Source organism: Streptomyces sp. NBC_01520 (genome assembly GCF_045040375.1).
Classification (GTDB): domain Bacteria; phylum Actinomycetota; class Actinomycetes; order Streptomycetales; family Streptomycetaceae; genus Streptomyces.
Window position 1 is genome coordinate 7,473,601 of record NZ_CP109404.1, and the last position, 21,044, is coordinate 7,494,644.

Below are 21,044 nucleotides of genomic sequence, written 5' to 3' on the forward strand. Positions count from 1 at the left end.
AGCGCGGCCCGCCGCCGGCCCGGGTCCCTAGGGGGAGTCCTCCGGGCCGTCGTCGTCCGAGCTCAGCTCCTCGGCGCGCAGCGCCAGGTCCTGGAGCACGTCGGTGGAGGTCACGTCCTGCTGCCCCGAGTCGTGGATCTGCGCGAGCGCGATGAAGGCCAGGGTGAACGCACCGACCAGCTGCTCGACGGCGCCGCCGACCTCCCGGCCCACGAGCGCGGCCATCTCCTCGACGGTCGCGTCACCGGGAATGGCGATGTGCGGCATCGTCTCGTTGAGCAGGCTCGTCACGATGCTGCCGCCCACCTCCGGGTCGCTCCCGTCGTCCTCCTCGGCCTGGCGCTGCATCTCGCCCGCCTCCGTGAGGATGCCGATCACTCGCTTGAGGACTTCGCTCTGCTCCATACGGTGAGCATATGTGCCGGACCGCCCGGTCCTGATCACGTCCGGCGGGACTCCGGACGTGCCCGCGCCCCGGACGGCAGGTGCCCCCGGACGCGGGCATGTGGGGATGCCGCGCCGGGGGCTCGGGCCGTCGCCCGGGGAGGGGCTCAGGCCGTTCTGCGGGGCCTGCCGCCCGAGGTCTCGCGGATCAGCTCCGCGTAGCGCCGGCCACTGCTCTTGATCGTGCGGCGCTGGGTGGCGTAGTCGACGTGGACCAGGCCGAAGCGCTTGTCGTAGCCGTACGCCCACTCGAAGTTGTCCAGCAGCGACCACGCGAAGTAACCCGCCAGCGGCGCGCCCTTGCGGACCGCGCGGGCACAGGCGGACAGGTGCTCCTCCAGGTACCGCGTGCGCTCCGGGTCGTGCACCGAGCCGTCGTCCCGGACGACGTCCTGGTAGGCGGAGCCGTTCTCGGTGACATAGATCCGCTGTGCGCCGTACTCCTCGGTGAGGCGCAGCAGCAGCTGCTCCATGCCGTCGGCGTGGACCTCCCAGTCCATGTGGGTGTGCCGGACACCCGGCAGGCAGACCTGCTTGGCGTTCGGGACGGGTCCGTGCGGGTCCGCGGTGACGACCTGGCGGAAGTAGTAGTTCAGCCCGAGCCAGTCGAGCGGCGCCGCGATGGCCTCCATGTCGCCCGGCCGGACGGGCAGTTCCACCCCGTACAGGTCGAGCATGTCCTGCGGGTACCCGCGGCCGTGGACCGGGTCCAGCCACCAGCGGTTGACATGACCGTCGGCACGGACGGCCGCCGCGCGGTCGGCGTCGCTGACGGTCGCCGGCTCGATCGGGCTGAGGTTGTTGACGATGCCGACCCGGGCGTCCGGCCACTGCGCGCGGATCGCCCGCACGGCCAGACCGTGGCCGAGGTGGAGGTGGTACGAGGCGCGGACCGCTGCCGTCAGGTCGGTCAGCCCCGGTGCCATCCTCCCCTCCAGGTGGCCGATCCACGCGGAGCAGAGCGGCTCGTTGAGGGTGGCCCAGTCCTTCACCCGGTCGCCGAGGCGCTCGACGACGACGGAGGTGTACGCGGCGAAGTGCTCGGCGGTCTCGCGGACCGTCCAGCCGCCGCGGTCCTGGAGCGCCTGTGGCAGGTCCCAGTGGTAGAGCGTGGCGAACGGAGCGATCCCGGCGTCCAGGAGGCCGTCGACCAGCCGGTCGTAGAAGTCGAGGCCGGCCTTGTTCACGGGACCGTCGCCGCCCGGCACGATCCGGGGCCAGGCGATCGAGAAGCGGTAGGCGTCCGCGCCCAGCTGCTTGATCAGGCCGATGTCCTCCGGCACCCGGTGGTAGTGGTCGCAGGCCACGTCGCCGTTGTCGTCGTTGTCGACGGCGCCCGGGGTGTGCGAGAAGGTGTCCCAGATGGAGGGGGAGCGGCCGTCCTCGGCCACGGCCCCCTCGATCTGGTACGCGGCCGTGGCGACGCCCCAGGTGAAGTCGGCCGGGAGGGTGTTGAGGTCGTTCACCGACTGCCTTTCCTTGTCGGTCACTTGACGGCTCCCGCGGTGAGCCCGGCGACCAGGTAGCGCTGCAGGAGCAGGAATCCCGCGACGACGGGCACGCTGACGACGAGCGAGGCCGCCATGACCTGGTTCCAGTACACGTCGTTCTGGGTGGCGTATCCCTGTAGTCCCACGGCCAGGGTGCGGGTGGCGTCGTTGGTCATCACGGAGGCGAAGAGGACCTCGCCCCACGCCGTCATGAACGCGTACACGGACACGGCGACGATTCCCGGCACCGCGGCCGGCACGACGACCTGGAACAGGGCCCTGACCGGGCCGCAGCCGTCCACCAGGGCGGCCTCGTCCAGGTCCTTCGGGATGGAGTCGAAGTAGCCGATCAGCATCCAGATGGAGAAGGGGAGGGAGAACGTCAGATAGGTGAGGATCAGCCCGCCGCGCGACCCGTACAGGGCGAGGCCTGTGCTGTTGCCGATGTTGACGAAGATCAGGAACAGCGGGAGCAGGAAGAGGATCCCCGGGAACATCTGCGTGGAGAGCACCGTGACGGTGAAGACGCGCTTGCCGCGGAAGCTGTAGCGGCTCACCGCGTAGGCCGAGAACACCGCGATGGTCACCGAGCACACCGTCGCGGCCCCCGCGACGATCAGGGAGTTCACGAAGTACTTCGCGAGCGGGACGGTGTCCCAGATGTCGAAGTACGGCTGGACGGTCAGGCTGGTCGGTATCCACCGGAACTTTCCCGACACGTCCTGGAGCGGCTTCAGCGAGCTGCTGACCATGACATACACCGGCAGCAGGACGAAGCCCGCGAGCAGGGTCAGGATGATGCGGCGGGTCCAGAGGAAGGACTGCGGCGCGGCCATGGGGGACCGGGCGTGTGACCGGGCGGGGCTAGACATCGGCGCCCTTCCTTCCGCGTGAGGTGAGGAGCAGGTAGACGGCCGTCACGACCAGCAGGAAGAGGAGCAGCAGGACGGACATCGCCGAGCCGCTGCCGAAGTTCCAGGTGACGAACGACGACTGGTAGATGTGGATCGAGATCAGGTCGGCGTTCTCCGGGGCGGACTTCCCGAACAGCACGTACGGCGTGTTGAAGTCGTTGAACGTCCACAGGAACAGGACGAGCACCAGGACCTGGTTGACGGGCCGCAGCGAGGGAAGCGTGATCCTGCGGATCTGCTGCCAGATGCCGGCGCCGTCGATCGACGCCGCCTCGTACAGCTCGCGCGGGATGTTCTGCAGCCCGGCCATCAGCATGAGGAAGGCGAACGGCCAGCCCTTCCAGACCGAGACGATGATCAGCGCGTAGATGCTGTTGTCGCCGATCAGCCAGAACGACGGCTGGTCGGTCAGCCCCAACTGGTCATGGAGTACGTGGTTCACCAGCCCGTTGTCCCGCTGGAACATGAACGCCCACGTGATGACGGCCGCGTAGACCGGCAGGGCGTACGGGACGAGGAACACCGCCCGCAGGAAGCCCCGGCCGCGGAAGTTCTCCTGCAGCATGATCGCCGCGGCGATTCCGATCAGCCAGCCCAGACCGACGGCGAAGAAGGTGAAGACACAGGTGACGAAGAACGACTTGAGCAGCGCCTCGCCGATCGGGGCGTTGAAGTCGACGGCGATGCTGTAGTTGTCGAGGCCGGTCCAGGGCGCCCCGCCCCAGTTGTTGATGTAGAACTGCGTGAGCTGGCGGAAGCTCATCACGATCCCGATGATCATCGGGACGATGTGGATCAGGAGTTCGAGCAGTACGGCGGGGAGCAGCAGGAGGTAGGGCAGTCCGCCGCGGCGGATCCGGTCGGGGATGCGCGGCAGTCCCCTGCGCGCACCCACGGTGCCCGTGCTCCTCTCCCTGTCCGACTTGTCGACCCGGGGATCGGTGGTCACGGCGGTCATGAAGAGTGCCTCACTGCTGCATCGTCTGCTGGGCCTTTTCCAGGCGCGCCTTGACGGTCTCGGTGGTGACGGGCTTCCCTGCGGCGGCCTCGGCCCACAGTTCCTTGACCGCCGTACCCACGGCCGTCTCGAACTGGGACTCGTTGGGGACCTGGGGGAGCGGGGCGGCGCTGGTGGAGAGGGTGTCGCGCAGGACCTTCAGGTCGGGGGCGGCGAACGCGGCGTCCGCCTGGGCGGCCCTGACCGGGGGGATCGAGCCGTAGGTCTTGTTGAGGAGCTTCTGCTCCTCGTCGCTCGTCATGAACTTCACGAACTTCTTGGCACCGTCGATGTTCTTGGTGTTCTTGAACACCGCCATGTTGATGCCGGCGACCATCGAGTTGGTGTTCTTGCCCGTGCCCGGGGTGCCCGCCTGTACGGGGACGGGCGCGACCCCCCAGTCCTCGGGCTTCATGCCCTGCGCGGCGAAGGTGGACGCGGCGGCCTGCCACAGCACCATCGCCGTTCTGCCCTTGGCGAAGTCGGTGAGCGACTGGTTCTGGGCGTACTCCGCGTTGCCCGGGGCGATGACCTTGTCCTTGGCCATCAGGTCGACGTACTGCTTCACGGCGGCGACGGCACCGTCGGAGGTGAAGGTCGCCCTGCCGGACTCGTCGAAGAAGTCGGCGTCGTGCTGCTTGCCGAGGACGAAGACCTGGTGGATGTTGTTCGAGAGGTTCGCGCCCTCGGCACCCAGCCCCCACCTGCCGTCCTTCGACAGCTTCTTGCCGTCGGCGACCAACTGGTCCCAGGTGGCGGGCGGCGCGGTGATGCCGGCCTCGGCGAACATCGCCTTGTTGTAGTAGAGCGCGTACGCCAGCGAGTACAGCGGCACCGCGGCGGGCGGCTCGCCCTCCTTGCCGGCCGAGGCGACGGCCGAGTCGACGAAGCGGTCACGGCCGCCGATCGCCTCGAAGTTCCTGTCGTCCCACGGAAGCAGCGCGCCTGTGGCCTGGAGCGAGGCCGACCAGGTGTTGCCGATGTTCAGCACGTCCGGGCCCTGACCGGAGGTGGTGGCGGCGAGGATCCGGTTCAGCAGGTCGGCCCAGGGGACCACCTCCAGCTTCACCTTGATCCCGGTCTCCTTCTCGAACTTCTTCAGCTCGGGAGTGAGGATCTTCCTGTCGGCCTCGATGCTCGGGCCCTGGTTGGACGCCCAGTACGTGAGGGTCTTCGGTGACTCGTTGCTGCCGCCGTCCGAGGACGACGTGCCGCCGCCGCAGCCGGTGACTCCGGCGGCGACGGATATGGCGAGACTGACAGCTGCTGCGGCTCTGAGGTGACGCATGAAAGGTGGCCCCTTTCCGGGGATGGCAGCGTTCGGGACCCGAACGGCCTTCCTTCACTTAATTTATGACGTGATTTAAGAGGTGAAGGAAGTGTGCGTCAAGAGCTGGGACCGGGGTATGTTTCCGGAACGAAGGGAGCAACATGGCTGAGCGCAGCAGACGGACCGTGCGTGACCTGCGAAGGGGCAATCGGGCGAGGGTATTGCAACGGTTGTATTTCGACGGCCCGCTGAGCCGTCAGGAGCTCGGCCCCGCGACGGGTCTGAGTTCGGGTTCCATCAGCAACGTCGTCGCCGAGCTCGCCGCGGAGGGCCTCCTGGAGGAGGCGGGGATCGTCGACTCCGACGGCGGACGCCCGCGCACCCTGCTGCGGGTCGCCGCGGACGGCGGCCTGTTCGTGGGCATCGACATCGGCGAGACCAGGGTCCGCGTCGAGCTCTTCGACCTCGCACTCACGGAACTGGCCCGCACCGACCGACTGCTGGCCCAGCACGGCTACGACGTCGAGCGCATCGTCAGCCACGTGCGTACGGGGGTGTCCGACGTCCTGCGCGACGCGGGCGCCGACCCCGCCCGGCTCCTCGGCATCGGCATCGGGGTACCCGGCATCATCGAACGTGACGGCCGGGGGGCCACCGGTGAACCGGGCGCGGTCGTGCACGGCCAGACCATCGGCTGGAGTGCCGTCCCCTTCGAGCGGATGCTCCGTGATGCCGTGGACGTGCCGCCGGAGGTGCCGTTCTTCATCGACAACGGTGCCAAGACGCTGGGACAGGCGGAGATGTGGTTCGGCGGCGGCCGGGGTGCCGGTTCCGCGGCCGTGGCACTGATCGGTTCCGGTGTCGGCGCCAGCGTCAACAGGGGCGACATCCTCGACGAGGACCTCTCCGACTCGGCCCTCGAATGGGGCCACACGACGGTGCAGCTGCGGGGCCGCCGCTGCCGGTGCGGATCCATCGGCTGCCTGGAGGCGTACGCGGGCGCGGAGGCGATGCGTGAACGCTGGCACGAGGCGGGCGGCCCGCTGCCCCCGGACGCCGACGACGAGACCGCCCTCGCCGCGCTCCTGGCAGCCGCCTACCCGGGCCCCGAAGGGCCCCCACCGGACCCGGTGGCCGTGGCGATCCTGGACGAGACGGCCGCCTGCCTCGGCGCAGCCCTGGCCGACCTGGTCAACCTCTTCCTCCCCGAACGCATCCTGCTCGGCGGCTGGGCGGGCCTGCTGATCGGCCCGCACCTGCTCCCGGAGATCCGCCGGTACGCCCAGGAGTACGCCCTGCGGCACGCGATCGCCCGCACCACCATCGCCATGGGCCACCTGGGCCCGGACGCCGTCACGGTCGGCGCGGCGACCCTGCCCCTCTCCGACTTCCTGGCCCGCGGCGGCACCCGGCCCGCCCCGGCCGCCCGGCCGGCCGCGGCCCCCGGCCCCGACCGTGCACCCGCACCGGCCGGCCGCACCCCGGCGGGGTGAGGGGTGTGCGGCCCCGCCGCCTTCGGCCCGACATCCGGCGCGCGGTCTGCGGGGCTGCGTGCCGGGTCGCGGGTGGCAGGGAGGGGGCCATGCGGTGGCGCGCCCGGCGTACGCCCGCGCGTGATTTCCGTACGAAGGTCCCGGGCCGGCCCGCGTGATTCCGTAAGCGGGTCAGGGAAGGCTGCCCTGTGAGACCGGCGTGCGCCCCCGGAGACCGGCGCGCGCCCGGCGCCTGACCCACGTGCCCCTGCCCCACGTGCCCCTGCCCCCCGTGCCCTGTGCACCCTGTCCGTGTGGCCCGTGGTTCGAGGCCCTGGAAGGGTCTTCGGCGGCCAGGTGGGCGGGCCGCCTGCGGGTCCGGCCAGTCAGAGGTTCCGGCGAGCGGAGGCCGCACCCCTGGGCGCCGCGCCCGCGTCCTGGGGGCAGGGGTCCGGCTGCCACCAGGACGGGGGGAGGGCCGGCTGCCCGGACGGCAGTGGCAGGGGCCGCCTACGCCGAATCCCGTACCACCAGCACCGGTTCGAAGATCACCGAGGTCGCCGGGCGGTCCGGCGCGGCCAGCCGGTCCACCAGGAGCCGGGCCATCTCCGCCGCCATGTCCTCCACCGGCTGCCGCACCGTCGTCAGCGGAGGCCGGCACGCGGAGGCCGCGCCGCTGTCGTCGAAGCCGACCACGGCCACGTCCTCGGGCACCCGCCTGCCGTGTTCCCTCAGCACATGGCAGGCACCCATCGCCATGAGGTCGTTCGCCGCGAACACCCCGTCCAGATCGGGGTGTTCGGCCAGCAGTCGCCCCATCGCCGCCTCACCGCTCCCCTGGGTGAACTGCCCCTCCGCAGCCGGGACGTACGGGTGGCCGCGTCGCGCCATGGTGTCCCGGAACCCCTCCAGCCTCTCCTGTCCGGCCGGTACGTCCAGCGGCCCGCTGATCGTGGCGATCCGGCGGCAGCCGCGCGCCAGCAGGTGCTCGGCGGCCAGCCCGGCACCGTCCCGGTGCGCCAGATCGACGTAGCTGATCGGCAGCGGCCGGGCGGGCCGTGCGTAGAGCACGGCGGGGAGTCCCGCCTCCGTGACCAGCCCCGGAAGGGGGTCCTTCGCGTGGGTCGACACGATCAGGGCACCGTCGGCGCTGCCCTGCCGCAGGTAGGACACCACCTCGTCGCGGGCCGGCGACGTCTCCGCGAACATCAGCACGGGGTGCATCCCGCGCGGGCGCAGATAGTTGACGACACCGGTCACCACCCGGCCGAAGAACGGGTCGGCGAACACTCTCGCGGTGAAGGACCCGGCATCGACGGCCCCCGCCCCGTCCCTCGCGACCACCCCGTCGCCCGCTCCCGCCCCGTCCTCCGCTCCCGGCTCGACCCCTGCGCCCGACACCACGAGCGCGATGGCGTCCGTGCGCCGGGTGACCAGGGAACGGGCCGCGCGGTTGGGTGCGTAGCCGGTCACGGAGACGGCCTGCCGCACGACCTCCTGGATCGCCGGGTCGACGTTGCGCACCCCGTTGATGACCCGCGAGACCGTGGCGCGCGAGACCCCGGCCGCCCGCGCCACGTCCTCCAGGGTGGGTGCGGCACCGGCCGATCGCAGAGCATCCGTCATGGGCGCCTTTATAGCATCAGGAAAAGGCAGATGGAGAGCGCTCTCCAAACTGTCCCCTCACGGTGTGACCGGAAGGAGGTGCGCTGTCGCACGGGACGTGCGCCGGGGGCGCATGGGTAGCACGCGCCGATTGTTCACTTGTCACCACCCTTTGTCTGCCCATAAGTTGGCCGCTTGCGACGTGTCCTACAGCGAGTGGGGGAGCCGAGATCATGGCCGCGAACGGACGGCACCGCAGATATCAGCCCAGTCGGATCAACCGCGCCTCGCTGACGGTGACGGCGGGCGGCGCGGGCATCGCGCTGCCGCTGCTCACCGCGGCATCGGCAGGCGCCGCCTCGACCGACGTGTGGGAGAAGGTCGCCGCCTGCGAGTCGACCAGCAACTGGCACATCAACACGGGGAACGGCTACTACGGCGGCCTGCAGTTCAGCGGCTCGACCTGGGCGGCGTACGGCGGGACGACCTTCGCCGCACGGGCCGATCTGGCGAGCAGGGACCAGCAGATCGCCGTTGCCGAGAAGGTGCTGGAAGGCAAGGGCCCGGGGGCCTGGCCGACCTGTTCCGTACGGGCCGGACTGACCCGGGGCGGCGACGCACCCGACATCGCCCCGCAGACGGAGCGCAGTGAACCCGTCGAGGCCAGGACCTCCGCGCCGGACAGCGCCGCGCGGAAGACCGCCCCGGACGCGAAGGCGGGGCAGGCCTCCACGTCACCGACGTCCGTGCCCGGCGCGGGCGAGACGTACACCGTGGCGCGCGGCGACTCCCTGTCCGGCATAGCGTCCGCCGAGGGGGTCCAAGGCGGCTGGCAGAAGCTGTACGCGGCGAACCGCACCGTGGTCGGCGCGGACCCCGACCTCATCCTGCCCGGGCAGCGGCTGAGCCTGGACACCGCCGGGGTGCCGAAGACGGGCACCGCCCCGAAGGCCACGCAGAAGACGGCCCGCGAGCGGACAGCTCCCGAGCAGGCCGCTCCGAAGCAGACGCCGAAGGCCGAAGCCCCGAAGCAGGCGGCGAATCCGGACAGCAAGCAGGCCGCGAAGCCGGACAGCAAGCCCGTGAGCAAGCCGGCCGCCAAGCAGGACACCAAGCCCGCCGCCAAGCCCAAGCGGGACAGCAAGCCCGCCGCCAAGCCCAAGCAGGCCGCCAAGCCGCAATCCGGCTTCACCGCCCCCGTCTCCGCCCGGACCGGTACGCCGTACCACCAGGCGGGATCGTGGTCGAGCGGCTACCACACGGGCGTCGACTTCCCGGTCCCCACCGGAACCTCGGTGAAGGCCGTGGCCTCCGGAAAGGTGGTCTCGGCGGGCTGGGCGGGGGCGTACGGCTACGAGGTCGTCATCCGGCACAACGACGGCAGGTACAGCCAGTACGCGCACCTCTCGTCGCTCCATGTGCGCGAGGGCCAGCAGGTCGGCAGCGGTCAGCGGATCGCGCGTTCGGGATCCACGGGCAACAGCACCGGCCCGCATCTGCACTTCGAGATCCGTACAGGCCCCGGCTACGGTTCCGACATTGACCCGCTGGCCTACCTCAGGGCAGGCGGTGTCAGCGTCTGAACGACCCCGTCCGGTCCGGTGCCCGGGGCCGCTAAGTCTCCCCGGCGCGCCGGCCCGCCCGTGGGCTGTTTCCCGCTGAACTCCACGCGCCGCGCGCCGTGCCGCAAGGGCGCGACAAGGGGCAGCGAAAGCGCCGTCGGAGCCGGAAACGGGTCCGGCGGCGCCATTTCGGACGAGGCCGCCCGCCGCTTCACCGGCCCGGGCAGCGTCACGGGTGCCCGGGGCGCACCGCCGGCGTCAGGACCCTCGTCGGGCTCGACGCCGGTCTCCCCTGCCGGCGCGGTACGCCGCTCGGTGCCGGCCGCACCCGCTGTCGCGGCCCGTCGCCCGGCGTCCGTGGTCCGCTCCGCCGCGGTACCCCGCTCGAAGGCGGCCAGTTCGGCCGTACGGCGCTCCGCCCCCACCCGCTCCGTGGTCAGCAGGACCAGCCCGGCCGCCGCCAGCGCACCACAGGCGAGCGCCAGCAGGGTGCCCGTCACGCCGTAGCGGAACTGCTCGCCGAACAGGGTCAGACCCACCGCCGCGGCCACCACGGGATTCACCACGGTGACCGTCGCCAGCGGCGCGGTCAGTCCGGCGCCCCGGTACGCGGCCTGCGACAGCAGCAGCCCCGCGGCGGCGAGGCCGGCGATCACCAGGAGGGTCGGCAGCCCCGAGGTCACCGCACCCGACGTCCACTCCACCGCCACCGTCTTGGTGAACACCGAGGCGATACCGAACGCGATCCCGGCGCCCGTCGCCAGGACGACACTGCGCAGCATCGGCCGGTGCAGTCCCTTCGCGAGCACGAGCAGTGCCACCACGGCACCCGCCGTCGTGGCCGCCAGCATCAGCTGTTCCGGCCCCGCCAGCGTGTGCGACCCGGCGCTCCCCGTGAGGGCCAGCAGCCCGGCCAGTCCGACCGTCGCCATGACGGCGCCGCGCCAGGCGGTCCGCCCCGCCCTGCGGCGGACGAACAGGGCCGCCATCGGCAGTGCGAAGACGATCGTCAGGGCGCCGAGCGGCTGGACGAGGCTCAGCGGTCCGTACGCCAGCGCCACCACGTGCAGCACCGCGCCCACCCCGTTGAGCGCCACGGCCACCCACCACACGCCGTTGCGCAGCGGTGCGTACGGGCGGCCGTCGCCGGCTGCGGCTACGCGCTCCTGGACGATCGCCCCGGCCGCGTAGGCGACCGCGGAGACCAGTGACAGGAGCACGGAGAGCGCGAGGGAACTCATGTACACCACGATGTCCCGTCGGAGCCACCGCGTCGTCGTCCTAGAGGCGGCGATTCGGCGTACTGCTCCAGTAGTACGTACTTCGGTCCTACGTCCTCCTCCCGACGGTAGTCCTCCTCGCTCCAGGCCTCAGAAGATGACGCCCCGGGACACGCTGCGCTGTCGCATCCTTGCGCCAAGTGTCCGAAACCGGAAGGAATCGGCCCGTCCTCGTGTCAGGCACCTGGACACCGGCCCCGAGCCGTGTTGTCATGCCTCTGCCCGTTCTTCAACGTTGCACAGGCGGGCGCTGACAACGTTGTCCACGCGCCGTCCAAGGAGGAATCCCCCATGCACCGGACCCCACGGCCGAGACTGCGCGGACCGGCGGCCTCGCTCGCGGCCCTCGCGCTCCTCGGCGGCATCCTCGCCACAGGCCCCACGGCCCAGGCCGCACCCCGCGCGGACGCACGGCTGACCGACCTGGTGAATCCGTTCATCGGCAGCCAGAACGAGGGCAACACCTACCCCGGTGCCGCCGTGCCGTTCTCCATGGTCCAGCTCTCGCCGGACACCGGCCACGCCGTCGGGTACGACTACACGGACGACCGGATCCGGGGCTTCAGCAGCACACACATCTCCGGCGTGGGCTGCGGCCTCGGCGGCGACCTCCCCGTACTGCCCACCACCGGTGACATCACCGAGACGGACAACACGAAGTACGCCTCAGGGTTCAGCCACGACAACGAGAAGGCAAGCCCCGGCTACTACCAGGTCGGACTCACCTCGTACGGCGGGATCAACGCCGAGCTGACCGCGACACAGCGCACCGGCGTCCAGCGGTACACCTTTCCGGCCACCGACAAGGCCAACGTCCTGATCAACGCCGGTCAGTCGCTGCACCGCACGGTCAGCACGACGGTGGAGGTGCTCGACTCCCGTACGGTCCGCACGGCCATCACCGGACGGGGCTTCTGCCAGGACACCGAGCCGTACACGCTCTACACCGTCACCCGCTTCGACCGTCCCTTCGCCGACTCCGGCACCTGGAAGGACGGCGAGGTCGGCGCCGCCCGGCGGTCCACCGGCGCCGCGGGCAACGGCGCCTGGGTCCGCTTCGACACCACGAAGGACCGCACGGTCGAGGCCACCACCGCCATCAGCTACGTCGACGCGGCCGGCGCCGCCCGTAATCTGCGCGCCGAGGGCGGACGCGGCTTCGACCGGGTCGCCCGCGCCGCCCAGGCCGCGTGGGAGGACCGCCTGGACGACGTACGCGCCCAGGGCGGGACCGAGACCCAGCGGCGCACCTTCTACTCCTCCCTCTACCGCTCCTTCCTCGGCCCGAACATCGGCCAGGACGTGGACGGCCGCTACACCGGGTGGGACCAGAAGATCCACCGCGCCAAGGGCTACACGTACTACCAGAACTGGTCGCTGTGGGACACCTACCGCACCCAGGCCCAACTCCTCTCCCTGCTCGCCCCGCGCGAGGCCCGGGACATGGCGATCTCCGTCCTGAAGATCGACGAACAGAGCGGCTGGCTGCCCAAGTGGGGCTACGGCACGGTCGAGACGAACATCATGACCGGTGACCCCGTCACCCCCTACCTCACCAACGCCTACCAGCAGGGCCTGCTCCACGGGTACGAGGAACAGGCGTACCGCGCCCTGAAGAAGAACGCCGACGGAGTTCCGCCCACCGACTCCCCGGCGGTCGGCCGTGAGGCCGACAAGGAGTACCTGGCCGACGGATTCGTGCCGTACGTCAAGGGCCGTCCGCACGCCAAGCCCGGCGACTCCGACTACGACCACGGCGGCTCCGCCACCCTGGAGTACGCCCTTTCCGACGCGATGCTCGGCGAGATGGCCGCCGAACTCGGCCACGACGACGACGCCCGCCGCTACCGGGAGCGTGCGCAGAACTACCACCGGATCTTCGACAGCTCGACCGGCTTCTTCCGCGCCCGCGACGAGCACGGCGCCTTCGCCGGACCCGCCGACCCCGCGAAGAGCGAGGGCTTCCATGAGGGCACGTCCTGGCAGTACCAGTGGCTCGTCCCGCAGGACCTCCCCGGCCTCGTCGGCCTGATCGGCGGCACGGCCGCGACGAACGAGCGCCTCGACTCCTTCTTCGCCTACGAACAACTGCTCGCCGACCCGGCGAAGACCGTGCGCGAGGTATGGGTCAACGGGCCGTACGACTACTACAACGCCGACAAGTACAACCCGCAGAACGAGCCCGACCTGATCGCCCCGTACACCTACCTGTCGACCGGGCAGCCGTGGAAGACGACCGACGTGGTCCACGGCGCGCTCACGCTCTTCACCGACACCCCGACCGGCATGACCGGCAACGACGACGTGGGCACCATGTCCGCCTGGGACGTGCTCTCGTCGATCGGGCTCTTCCCGGTCCAGCCCGGCACCGACACCTGGGGCCTGTCCACGCCCGTCTTCGACCGGGTCGACCTGACGCTGGACCGCCGCTACTACCCGCGGGGCTCCTTCACCGTGCGGGCACCCGGCACCTCGGACACCGACCGGTACATCCGGTCGGCCCGGCTCGACGGGGCCGAGCAGTCCAGGACGTACCTCACCACCGAGGACATCCGCGCGGGCCGCTCGCTCACCTTCGAGGTGGGCAGCGAACCCTCCGCATGGGGCACGGCTCCCGCCGACGCCCCGCCGGCCCTGCGCTGAACGGACGGCGGCGCCCCGCCCGGACCACGCGGTCCGGGCGGGGCGCCGCCGTGTCGTTTCAGGTGCTGAGCTGGAACTCCGCCCGGATGCGCTTGCCGACCGGCACCCGCTCCGCAGTCAGCCTGTCGCAGAGCGCCACCACGATCTCCATGCCGTGACCGCCGAGGCGGGCCGGGTCGGGGGCGTAGAGCACCGGGAGGGCCGTGCTGCTGTCGTACACCGTGACGCTGATGCGCTCCGCGGTGCCCTCCAGCTCCAGCAGGTACGGACCGTGGCTGTAGCGGTCGGCGTTGGTGACGAGCTCGCTGACCGCCAGCATCAGATCGCTGCGGGTGTGCTCACCGAGGACCGCGAGCCACTCCGCCACCAGCCGCGCCAGGAAACGGTCGGCCAGCGCACGGGCCTGCGCGATACAGCCCTGTTCGCCGTCGAACACCTCGGCGGTGAGCAGAACCTCCATGGACCCGGACGCCCGCCAGGGATCATCCGGCCGTGAGGTGGCCTGTTCGTTCATGTGCTCCAGCCAAGGCGCCGCAGGGTGAGGTCAACGACCTCTTTCTCGCCGTTCGTCTACCCGCGTCGAGAGATCCCACTCCGGTAGATTCTCCAGATCTTACGCACGACCGGGCAACCGGACCACGCTCACGAAGAAGTCGTCGATCTGCCGCACCGCGCCGATGAACTGCTCCAGGTCCACCGGCTTGGTGACATAGGCGTTGGCGTGCAGTTTGTAGCTGCGCAGGATGTCCTCCTCCGCCGACGACGTGGTGAGGACCACAACCGGGATCAGGGCCAGTTCGGGGTCCGTCTTGATGCGTTCGAGCACCTGCCTGCCGTCGTACTTCGGCAGATTCAGATCGAGCAGCACCAGATCCGGCCGCGGCGCGTCGGCGTGCTCGCCCCGGCGGTAGAGGAAGTCCAGCGCCTCCTGGCCGTCGCGCACCACATGGAGCGTGTTGCGGATCTTGTTGTCCGCGAACGCCTCACGGGTCATCAGCTCGTCGCCGGGGTCGTCCTCCACGAGCAGGACCTCGATGGGCTGGACGGGGTCGTTCACGGGGCGTCTCCCGACCGGGCGGTGAGCAGAGCGGGTGCGAGCAGCTCCGCGGTGGTGTGCGTGGGGGCTTCGGGAAGGACGGGCAGGGTGAAGTGGACGAGTGTACCTTCGGCCGGGGCGGGGTCCAGCCAGATCCGGCCGCCGTGGAACTCGACGATCTTGCGGCAGAGCGAGAGGCCGATACCCGTTCCCTCGTACTCGTCGCGGGCGTGCAGCCGCTGGAAGATGACGAACACCTTCTCCGAGAACTCCGGCGCGATCCCGATGCCGTTGTCGGCGACCGTCAGATGCCACTCCTCGTCCTCGCGCACACATCCCACGGTGATCCGGCACGGCACACCGGGCCGGCGGAACTTGACCGCGTTCCCGACCAGGTTCTGCCACACCATGGCCAGCGACGTCGCGTCGCCCAGCAGCTCGGGCAGCGGGTCCTCGCGCACGACGGTGGCGCCCGACTCCTCGACGACCAGGGCGAGATTGGCCAGGGCCCGGTCCAGGGAGTGCTCGAGATCGACGGGCTTCCAGCTCTCGTGCACCCGCCCCACCCGGGAGAAGGTGAGCAGGTCGTTGATGAGGACCTGCATCCGCTTGGCGCCGTCCACCGCGAAGTCGATGTACTGCTTGCCGCGTTCGTCCAGCTCCGCTCCGTACCTCTTCTCCAGCAGCTGACAGAAGGAGGCCACCTTGCGCAACGGCTCCTGCAGGTCGTGCGACGCGACGTAGGCGAACTGCTCCAGCTCGGAGTTGGAGCGGCGCAGCTCCCCGGTCTGCTCGGCCAGCAGGGTCTCCCGCTCCTGGGACTCGGCGAGCTCCGACACGAGGCGCTGCCGCATGTCCTCCACCGCGGAGGCCACCGCTCTGACGTCGGACGGCCCCCGGACCGCGATCCGGCTGCCGAAGGCGCCCGACCGCACCCTGCGCGACGCCGTGGCCAGCGCGTTCAGCGGCCGGCCCACCATCCGGTGCAGCAGCAGACTGAGCGACACGACGGCCAGCACGAAGCCGATCACCAGGGCGACGAGCACCCGGTCACGGGTCGTGCGCGCGTCGTCGAGCTCGGCACGGGCACGGTCGCGTGCGGTGTCCAGATGTTCCTGCTGCACGGCGTACAGCCGTCGCAGCGTGTCGAATTCCGACTTGCTCCGCCGGATCGGGGTCGAGGACTCACCGGCCGGACCGTTCCTGCGGACCGAGGCGATCAACGGCTCGGCCCGCTGCCGGCGCCACTCCTGGGCGGCCCGCTCGATCAGGTCCAGATCCCCGGCGTACGGCTGCTCGCCCCCGACCAGGGCGCGCACCCGGTCCAGCCTGAGCCGCTCGGCACGCATCCCGGCCTCGTACGGTTCCAGGAACGAGTCGTCACCGGTGAGTGCGAAGCCGCGCACCCCCGACTCCTGGTCGAGCAGCGAGTTCTGCAGCTGGAACGACGAGGAACGGGCCGGCTGGATGCGGTCCACCAGGTCCGTGGTCCGGTCGGAGATGCGGGAGAGGACGAGCCCGCCCACGACGAGACAGGCGCAGACCATCAGGACGAAACCGGCCAGGATCAGATGCACCCAGTTCTGCACCGAGAGCCGCGCGAACCTGCCCGACCGCCGCCCGGCCGGCCTGTCCCCGGACCTCATGAGTCCGCTCGCCAGCCCAGGTGCAGCACGGCGACGTCGTCCGCCAGTCCGCCGTAGGGCGACGCGCTCTCGGTGGCCTCGGCGACCAGCGCGTCGACGAACGCCCGGGGCTCCAGCGCCGCATGCCTGCGGGCCATGGCCAGCAGGCCCTCCTCGCCGAGGCGGGAACGCGGTCCGGTCCGGCCCTCGAACAGGCCGTCGGTGAACAGGACGAGTTCGCCGCCGGGAGGGAGCTCCAGCTCCGTCGCCGTCCAGCGGCCCGCCCCGGGCAGCAGCCCCAGGGCCATGCCGACGGCGGGCTCCACCCAGGTGACGTCCGGGCCGCTCCGCAACAGGAGTCCCGGATGCCCGGCCCGCGCGACGAGGACCCGGTCACGGCCCGGCGGGAAGACGAGCGTGGTCACGGTGGCGAAGACATGGGGATCGGACCGCTCGGCGACGAGTATCGCCTCCAGCAGACCGATCTTCTCCAGCTGGGGGACACCGGTGAGCACGGCCGTGCGCCAGGCCACCCGGAGACAGACGCCCAGCGCCGCCTCCGCCGCACCGTGCCCCGACACATCGCCGATCACGGCGTGCACCACACCGTCGGCGGTCTGCACCACGTCGTAGAAGTCACCGCTCAGCAACCCGTGGGCGCGGCCCGCCTCGTAGCGGGCGGCCACCCCGAAGCTCTCGTCGAGCAGCAGCGGGATGGGTAGCAGCGCGCGTTCCAGCCGGGCGTTCTCCTGGGCTATCAGCCGGCTCGTCCGCATCGCCGCCGCGGACCGCTCGGCGTGCTTGCGCTGGAGCGCGTAACGGACCGCCCGTCCCAGTGTCTCGGGGTCGATCCGGCCCTTGACGAGGTAGTCCTGGGCGCCGTGCGCCACCGCGGACAACCCGGTCTCGGCCTCGGCCAGTCCCGTCAGCACGATGACCGCGGCATCCGGCGCGGACTCGACGAGCTGGCTGACCGCGTCCAGACCGTGCACATCCGGCAGATGCAGATCCAGCAGGACACAGACCGGCGTCCGGCAGGTCCCGAGGAACCGCCGTGCCTCGGCCAGCGTCTTGCACCACGTGAGCGAGGAGTCCAGCTCGCTGTCGGCCAGCATCTCCTCGACGAGCAGCGCGTCCCCGGAGTCGTCCTCGACCAGGAGAAGGGCCGCGTCGACCTTCCAGCCGGACGCGTCGTCGGCGACGGTGGGCCCCGCCTGCTGCTCCGGAATCCTGTCGGGTTCCAGCAGTCGCGCCGAGGTGCCCGACGACAGTTCGCCCACGCTCCACCCCCTCGAACGGACGGCACGGGGATCACCCCGCGCCGTATCGCCAGGAAGCATATGTGACCGGGGCCCGGCGGACTGCCGGACCTCGGTCATTTCTCTCGGGAGCCTCAGGAGCCGGTCTGCTCAGGCCTCGACGCACATGCCGGTACGGAGCCGCTGCACGATCCTGCTGAGCAGCCGTGAGACATGCATCTGGGAAACGCCCAGCTCCGCACCGATCTGGGCCTGCGTCATCTCCTGGCCGAAGCGCATCCGGACGATCTTCCGCTCGCGCTCGTCCAGCTCCCGCAGCAGCGGAGCCAGGGCGTGCAGGTTCTCGACGCTCTCCATGGCCGGGTCCTCCTCGCCGAGCAGATCGGCGTAGGCGCGCTGGTCGCTCCCGGAGTCGCTGTCGGCGCTCGGGGTGTCCAGCGAGCCGGCCGAATAGCCGTTGGCCGCGACCAGACCCTCGATGATCTCCTCCTCGGGGAGATCCAGAAGCGCGGCGAGCTCGGCGACCGTCGGGTCGCGGTCGAGCTCCGCGGACAGCTGCTCCTTCGCCTTGGCCAGCTCGACACGCAGCTCCTGCAGCCGGCGCGGAACGTGGACGGACCAGGTGGTGTCGCGGAAGAACCGCTTGATCTCACCGACGATGTACGGCACCGCGAAGGTGGCGAACTCCACCTCGCGCGACAGGTCGAAGCGGTCGATCGCCTTGATCAGGCCGATCGTGCCGACCTGGATGATGTCCTCGGTGTCGTCACCGCCGCGGTTGCGGAACCGGGAGGCGGCGAAACGGACCAGCGAGAGGTTCATCTCGATCAGGGTGTTGCGGGCGTACTGGTACTCGTGGGTGCCCTCTTCGAGGACCTGGATACGGTCGAAGAACAGCTTCGACATGGCCCGCGCGTCCTGCGGGGCGACCTTGCCCGCGTCCTCGATCCACGGCAGTGCGGCCCCGTCCGGCCCTGCGGCGACCCCGTCGCACCGCGCCGCCGCTGTGCCGGTCGTCCCGGTGGTTCGCACTGACATGGCCGTCATGGTGTCGCCCTCCCTGGAGTCCTGTGTACCGACCGGCACCTGCCCGGCTTTCCGGAAGTCATGCCTGCGAACCCGGAACGTTCTCCCCCGGCACGCGGTAGGACCCCGTCACGGGCGGCGGAAGTGCCCTTCCGCGGCCCGCGGGAGCGCCCGGCCGGGCCGGTGCGAGGGCCCCGTCACAGCCGGACGGAGCAGCGCCCGACTCATGGCAGACTTGACCGGGGCATTCGGCCCCTGGCGCGCCGGCCTCCACCGGCCCCGGGCCGGACCTCCTCCCCACCACCGGAGCCCGGCAGCGGCGCGAGTGACGAGCAACAGAGGAACGGCAATGACGGTGACAGAGGACAGCCCGGAGTTCGCTCCCGGAATCGACGAGTTCGGTCCCGGTATCGACCCGGAGCGGCTGGCCGTCTGCCTGGGCGTGCTCGACGAGCTCGACTCCATCGAGGTCGACCACCCGGACGCCATCGCCGTACGCAGGGCGACCGCCGGCGTCTACCGGACGGTGAAGCAGCGCCGCCGCCAGGAGCGCCGGGCCGCCAAGACCGCGCACGACAAGGCCGTCACCGAAGCCACCGCGACCGGCTCCGCCGAGCGCATCGACGACGAGACGCAGGGCGTGCTCCCGTCGTCCTCGGCCACCGCCGAGATCGCGGGCATACTCCAGCGCCCCAGGTCCTGCTACATCTGCAAGACCCGGTACGTCGAGGTCGACGCCTTCTACCACCAGCTCTGCCAGTCGTGCGCCAAGGAGAACCGGTCCCGGCGCGACGCCCGTACCGACCTCACCGGACGCCGGGCCCTGCTCACCGGCGGCCGGGCCAAGATCGGCATGTACATCGCGCTGCGGCTGCTGCGCGACGGGGCGCACACCACCATCACCACCCGCTTCCCCAACGACGCGATCCGCCGCTTCAAGGCGATGCCGGACAGCGACGAGTGGATCCACCGGCTGAAGATCGTGGGCATCGACCTGCGCGACCCCGCCCAGGTCGTCGCGCTCGCCGACTCCGTCGCAGCCGAGGGCCCGCTGGACATCCTGATCAACAACGCCGCGCAGACGGTCCGCCGCTCCGCGCAGGCCTACAGCGAGCTGCTCGGTGCCGAGTCCGCCCCGCTGCCCGCCGGTGAGCTGCCCGTCGCCGAGGTGATCGGCACGTTCGGCAGCGGCACCGTCGACCGTGTCGCCGCGTTGCCCGCCGCCCGCAAGGACGGCGAGGGGCTGACCGCGGACGACGTCACGAGTCTGGCCCTGGTCACCGGATCCGCCTCCCCGGCCCGTATCGCCGCGGGCACCGCGATCGACGCGGGCGGCCTCGTGCCCGACCTGCACGACACGAACAGCTGGATCCAGACGGTCGAGGAGGTCGAGCCCATCGAGCTCCTCGAGGTCCAGCTCTGCAACTCCACCGCCCCCTTCATCCTGATCAGCCGGCTCCGCCCGGCCATGGCCAGGACGGCGGCGAAGCGGGCCTACGTGGTGAACGTATCGGCGATGGAGGGTGTTTTCGGCCGCGGTTACAAGGGCGCCGGGCACCCCCACACCAACATGGCCAAGGCCGCCCTCAACATGCTCACCCGGACCAGCGCCCAGGAGATGTTCGAGAAGGACGGCATCCTCATGACGGCCGTCGACACCGGCTGGATCACGGACGAGCGCCCGCACCCCGACAAGATCCGTCTCGCCGAGGAGGGCTTCCACGCCCCGCTCGACCTCATCGACGGCGCCGCCCGGGTCTACGACCCGATCGTGCGCGGCGAAGAGGGCGAGGAGCTGTACGGCTGCTTCCTGAAGGACTACGCGCCCGCCGGCTGGTGACCTCACCGACAGCGAGAAGGCGGCAATCCGTACACACGGGTTGCCGCCTTTTTCGTCCCGGGGTGTGATTCCCGGGGAACACGTGGTGAATGCTGTTGGCTGAAAGTGACCCAGGCCACACGTTCTGTCGAGCGGGATGCCGCTCATTTGGTTACTCTGAACCGAACGGACGCCACCAAGGGATCCACGAAACTTCCTCGGCCGTCCTGGGACAGGTCTGTAAGCAGGCCGCCGTCCCGCCCCGTATACCGGCGCCACCGCGACCGAACTGTTTCTGCCCCTGCCCCGCAGAGGGCGGTCGATACACGGTTCTCACAACCGCAGCGTCGCCACCGCCCGGGGTTACGCGACACAAAGGAGTCCGCGGTGACACCTGAAACGACGAAGAGCAAGCAGCGCCCGGCCGAACGGACCGGAGCACGGACCCACGGGCCCGAGAAGCTCCGCAACATCGAGGTCTGGGCCAGGTCGGCGCCGATCCGGCTGGCCGGTTACGAGGACGATCTCGCCGAGCCGCACATTCTGCCCGGCATCGACTGACCGCTCGCACCCCTTCGCGCAGAGCTGAGTTCCGGCCCCCG

17 protein-coding genes are annotated in these 21,044 nt (G+C 70.7%); 5 read left to right on the plus strand and 12 right to left on the minus strand.

The features are described 5' to 3' along the window. Positions 1-27 precede the first annotated feature (27 nt). The 5 genes from OG524_RS33705 to OG524_RS33725 all read right to left on the minus strand — a co-directional run bounded on the left by OG524_RS33705 (position 28) and on the right by OG524_RS33725 (position 5,133). Entirely contained in the window at positions 28-405 is a 378-nt protein-coding gene (locus OG524_RS33705; protein WP_405386560.1) for a hypothetical protein, read from the minus strand. Positions 406-551: 146 nt separating this feature from the next. After that, positions 552-1,910: a GH1 family beta-glucosidase gene (locus tag OG524_RS33710; RefSeq protein WP_405393017.1), complete on the minus strand. Its 1,359-nt coding sequence runs from the start codon at positions 1,908-1,910 to the stop codon at positions 552-554. A gap of 20 nt (positions 1,911-1,930) precedes the next feature. Then, positions 1,931-2,770 (minus strand): carbohydrate ABC transporter permease, encoded by an 840-nt coding sequence (locus tag OG524_RS33715; protein ID WP_405393016.1) that lies wholly within the window; start codon positions 2,768-2,770, stop codon positions 1,931-1,933. Between the two features lie 28 nt (positions 2,771-2,798). Continuing rightward, the gene (locus tag OG524_RS33720; RefSeq protein WP_405812275.1) at positions 2,799-3,806 is read right to left on the minus strand and encodes a carbohydrate ABC transporter permease; all 1,008 of its coding nucleotides are present in this window, start codon (positions 3,804-3,806) and stop codon (positions 2,799-2,801) included. A 10-nt stretch (positions 3,807-3,816) separates the two neighbouring features. Then, positions 3,817-5,133 (minus strand): ABC transporter substrate-binding protein, encoded by a 1,317-nt coding sequence (locus OG524_RS33725; RefSeq protein ID WP_405812276.1) that lies wholly within the window; start codon positions 5,131-5,133, stop codon positions 3,817-3,819. A gap of 143 nt (positions 5,134-5,276) precedes the next feature. Here OG524_RS33725 and OG524_RS33730 point away from each other — a divergent pair, with 143 nt between their 5' ends. Further along, positions 5,277-6,608 carry an ROK family protein gene (locus tag OG524_RS33730; protein ID WP_405812277.1) on the plus strand — a complete coding sequence of 444 codons (1,332 nt, stop codon included), beginning with the start codon at positions 5,277-5,279 and terminating at the stop codon, positions 6,606-6,608. Positions 6,609-7,097: 489 nt separating this feature from the next. Here the strand turns inward: OG524_RS33730 and OG524_RS33735 are convergent, their stop codons facing one another. Continuing rightward, positions 7,098-8,213, minus strand: coding sequence for a LacI family DNA-binding transcriptional regulator (locus OG524_RS33735; protein WP_405812278.1), 1,116 nt, complete (start codon positions 8,211-8,213; stop codon positions 7,098-7,100). 212 nt (positions 8,214-8,425) lie between these two features. Between OG524_RS33735 and OG524_RS33740 the strand changes: the two genes are divergently transcribed. Next, positions 8,426-9,775 (plus strand): peptidoglycan DD-metalloendopeptidase family protein, encoded by a 1,350-nt coding sequence (locus OG524_RS33740; protein WP_405812279.1) that lies wholly within the window; start codon positions 8,426-8,428, stop codon positions 9,773-9,775. Here OG524_RS33740 and OG524_RS33745 read toward each other — a convergent pair. Next, entirely contained in the window at positions 9,745-10,995 is a 1,251-nt protein-coding gene (locus OG524_RS33745; protein WP_405812280.1) for a DMT family transporter, read from the minus strand. The two genes, OG524_RS33740 and OG524_RS33745, sit on opposite strands and share 31 nt — an antisense overlap. Positions 10,996-11,325: 330 nt before the next feature. Here OG524_RS33745 and OG524_RS33750 point away from each other — a divergent pair, with 330 nt between their 5' ends. Next, on the plus strand, positions 11,326-13,677 hold the full coding sequence (locus OG524_RS33750; protein WP_405812281.1) for a GH92 family glycosyl hydrolase: 2,352 nt from the start codon (positions 11,326-11,328) through the stop codon (positions 13,675-13,677). A 58-nt stretch (positions 13,678-13,735) separates the two neighbouring features. On the opposite strand, the gene OG524_RS33755 is transcribed toward OG524_RS33750, so the two are convergent. From OG524_RS33755 to OG524_RS33775, 5 genes are all read right to left on the minus strand, one after another. Then, a complete protein-coding gene (locus OG524_RS33755; protein WP_405386546.1) occupies positions 13,736-14,191 on the minus strand; it encodes an ATP-binding protein in 456 nt (151 codons plus the stop codon). 99 nt (positions 14,192-14,290) lie between these two features. Continuing rightward, positions 14,291-14,734: a response regulator gene (locus OG524_RS33760; RefSeq protein ID WP_405386544.1), complete on the minus strand. Its 444-nt coding sequence runs from the start codon at positions 14,732-14,734 to the stop codon at positions 14,291-14,293. Then, the gene (locus OG524_RS33765; RefSeq protein ID WP_405386543.1) at positions 14,731-16,359 is read right to left on the minus strand and encodes an ATP-binding protein; all 1,629 of its coding nucleotides are present in this window, start codon (positions 16,357-16,359) and stop codon (positions 14,731-14,733) included. Before OG524_RS33765 ends, OG524_RS33760 begins: the two co-directional genes overlap by 4 nt. Beyond that, the gene (locus OG524_RS33770) at positions 16,356-17,609 is read right to left on the minus strand and encodes a PP2C family protein-serine/threonine phosphatase (RefSeq protein ID WP_405393015.1); all 1,254 of its coding nucleotides are present in this window, start codon (positions 17,607-17,609) and stop codon (positions 16,356-16,358) included. The genes OG524_RS33765 and OG524_RS33770 overlap by 4 nt, the downstream gene beginning before the upstream one ends. 138 nt (positions 17,610-17,747) lie before the next feature. Further along, on the minus strand, positions 17,748-18,644 hold the full coding sequence (locus tag OG524_RS33775; RefSeq protein WP_405386542.1) for an RNA polymerase sigma factor SigF: 897 nt from the start codon (positions 18,642-18,644) through the stop codon (positions 17,748-17,750). Between the two features lie 328 nt (positions 18,645-18,972). Here OG524_RS33775 and OG524_RS33780 point away from each other — a divergent pair, with 328 nt between their 5' ends. After that, the gene (locus OG524_RS33780; RefSeq protein WP_405386541.1) at positions 18,973-20,463 is read left to right on the plus strand and encodes an SDR family NAD(P)-dependent oxidoreductase; all 1,491 of its coding nucleotides are present in this window, start codon (positions 18,973-18,975) and stop codon (positions 20,461-20,463) included. Positions 20,464-20,829: 366 nt separating this feature from the next. Beyond that, complete coding sequence (locus OG524_RS33785) at positions 20,830-21,003, plus strand: hypothetical protein (RefSeq protein WP_405812282.1); 174 nt, start codon at positions 20,830-20,832, stop codon at positions 21,001-21,003. The last annotated feature ends 41 nt before the right edge of the window (positions 21,004-21,044 follow it).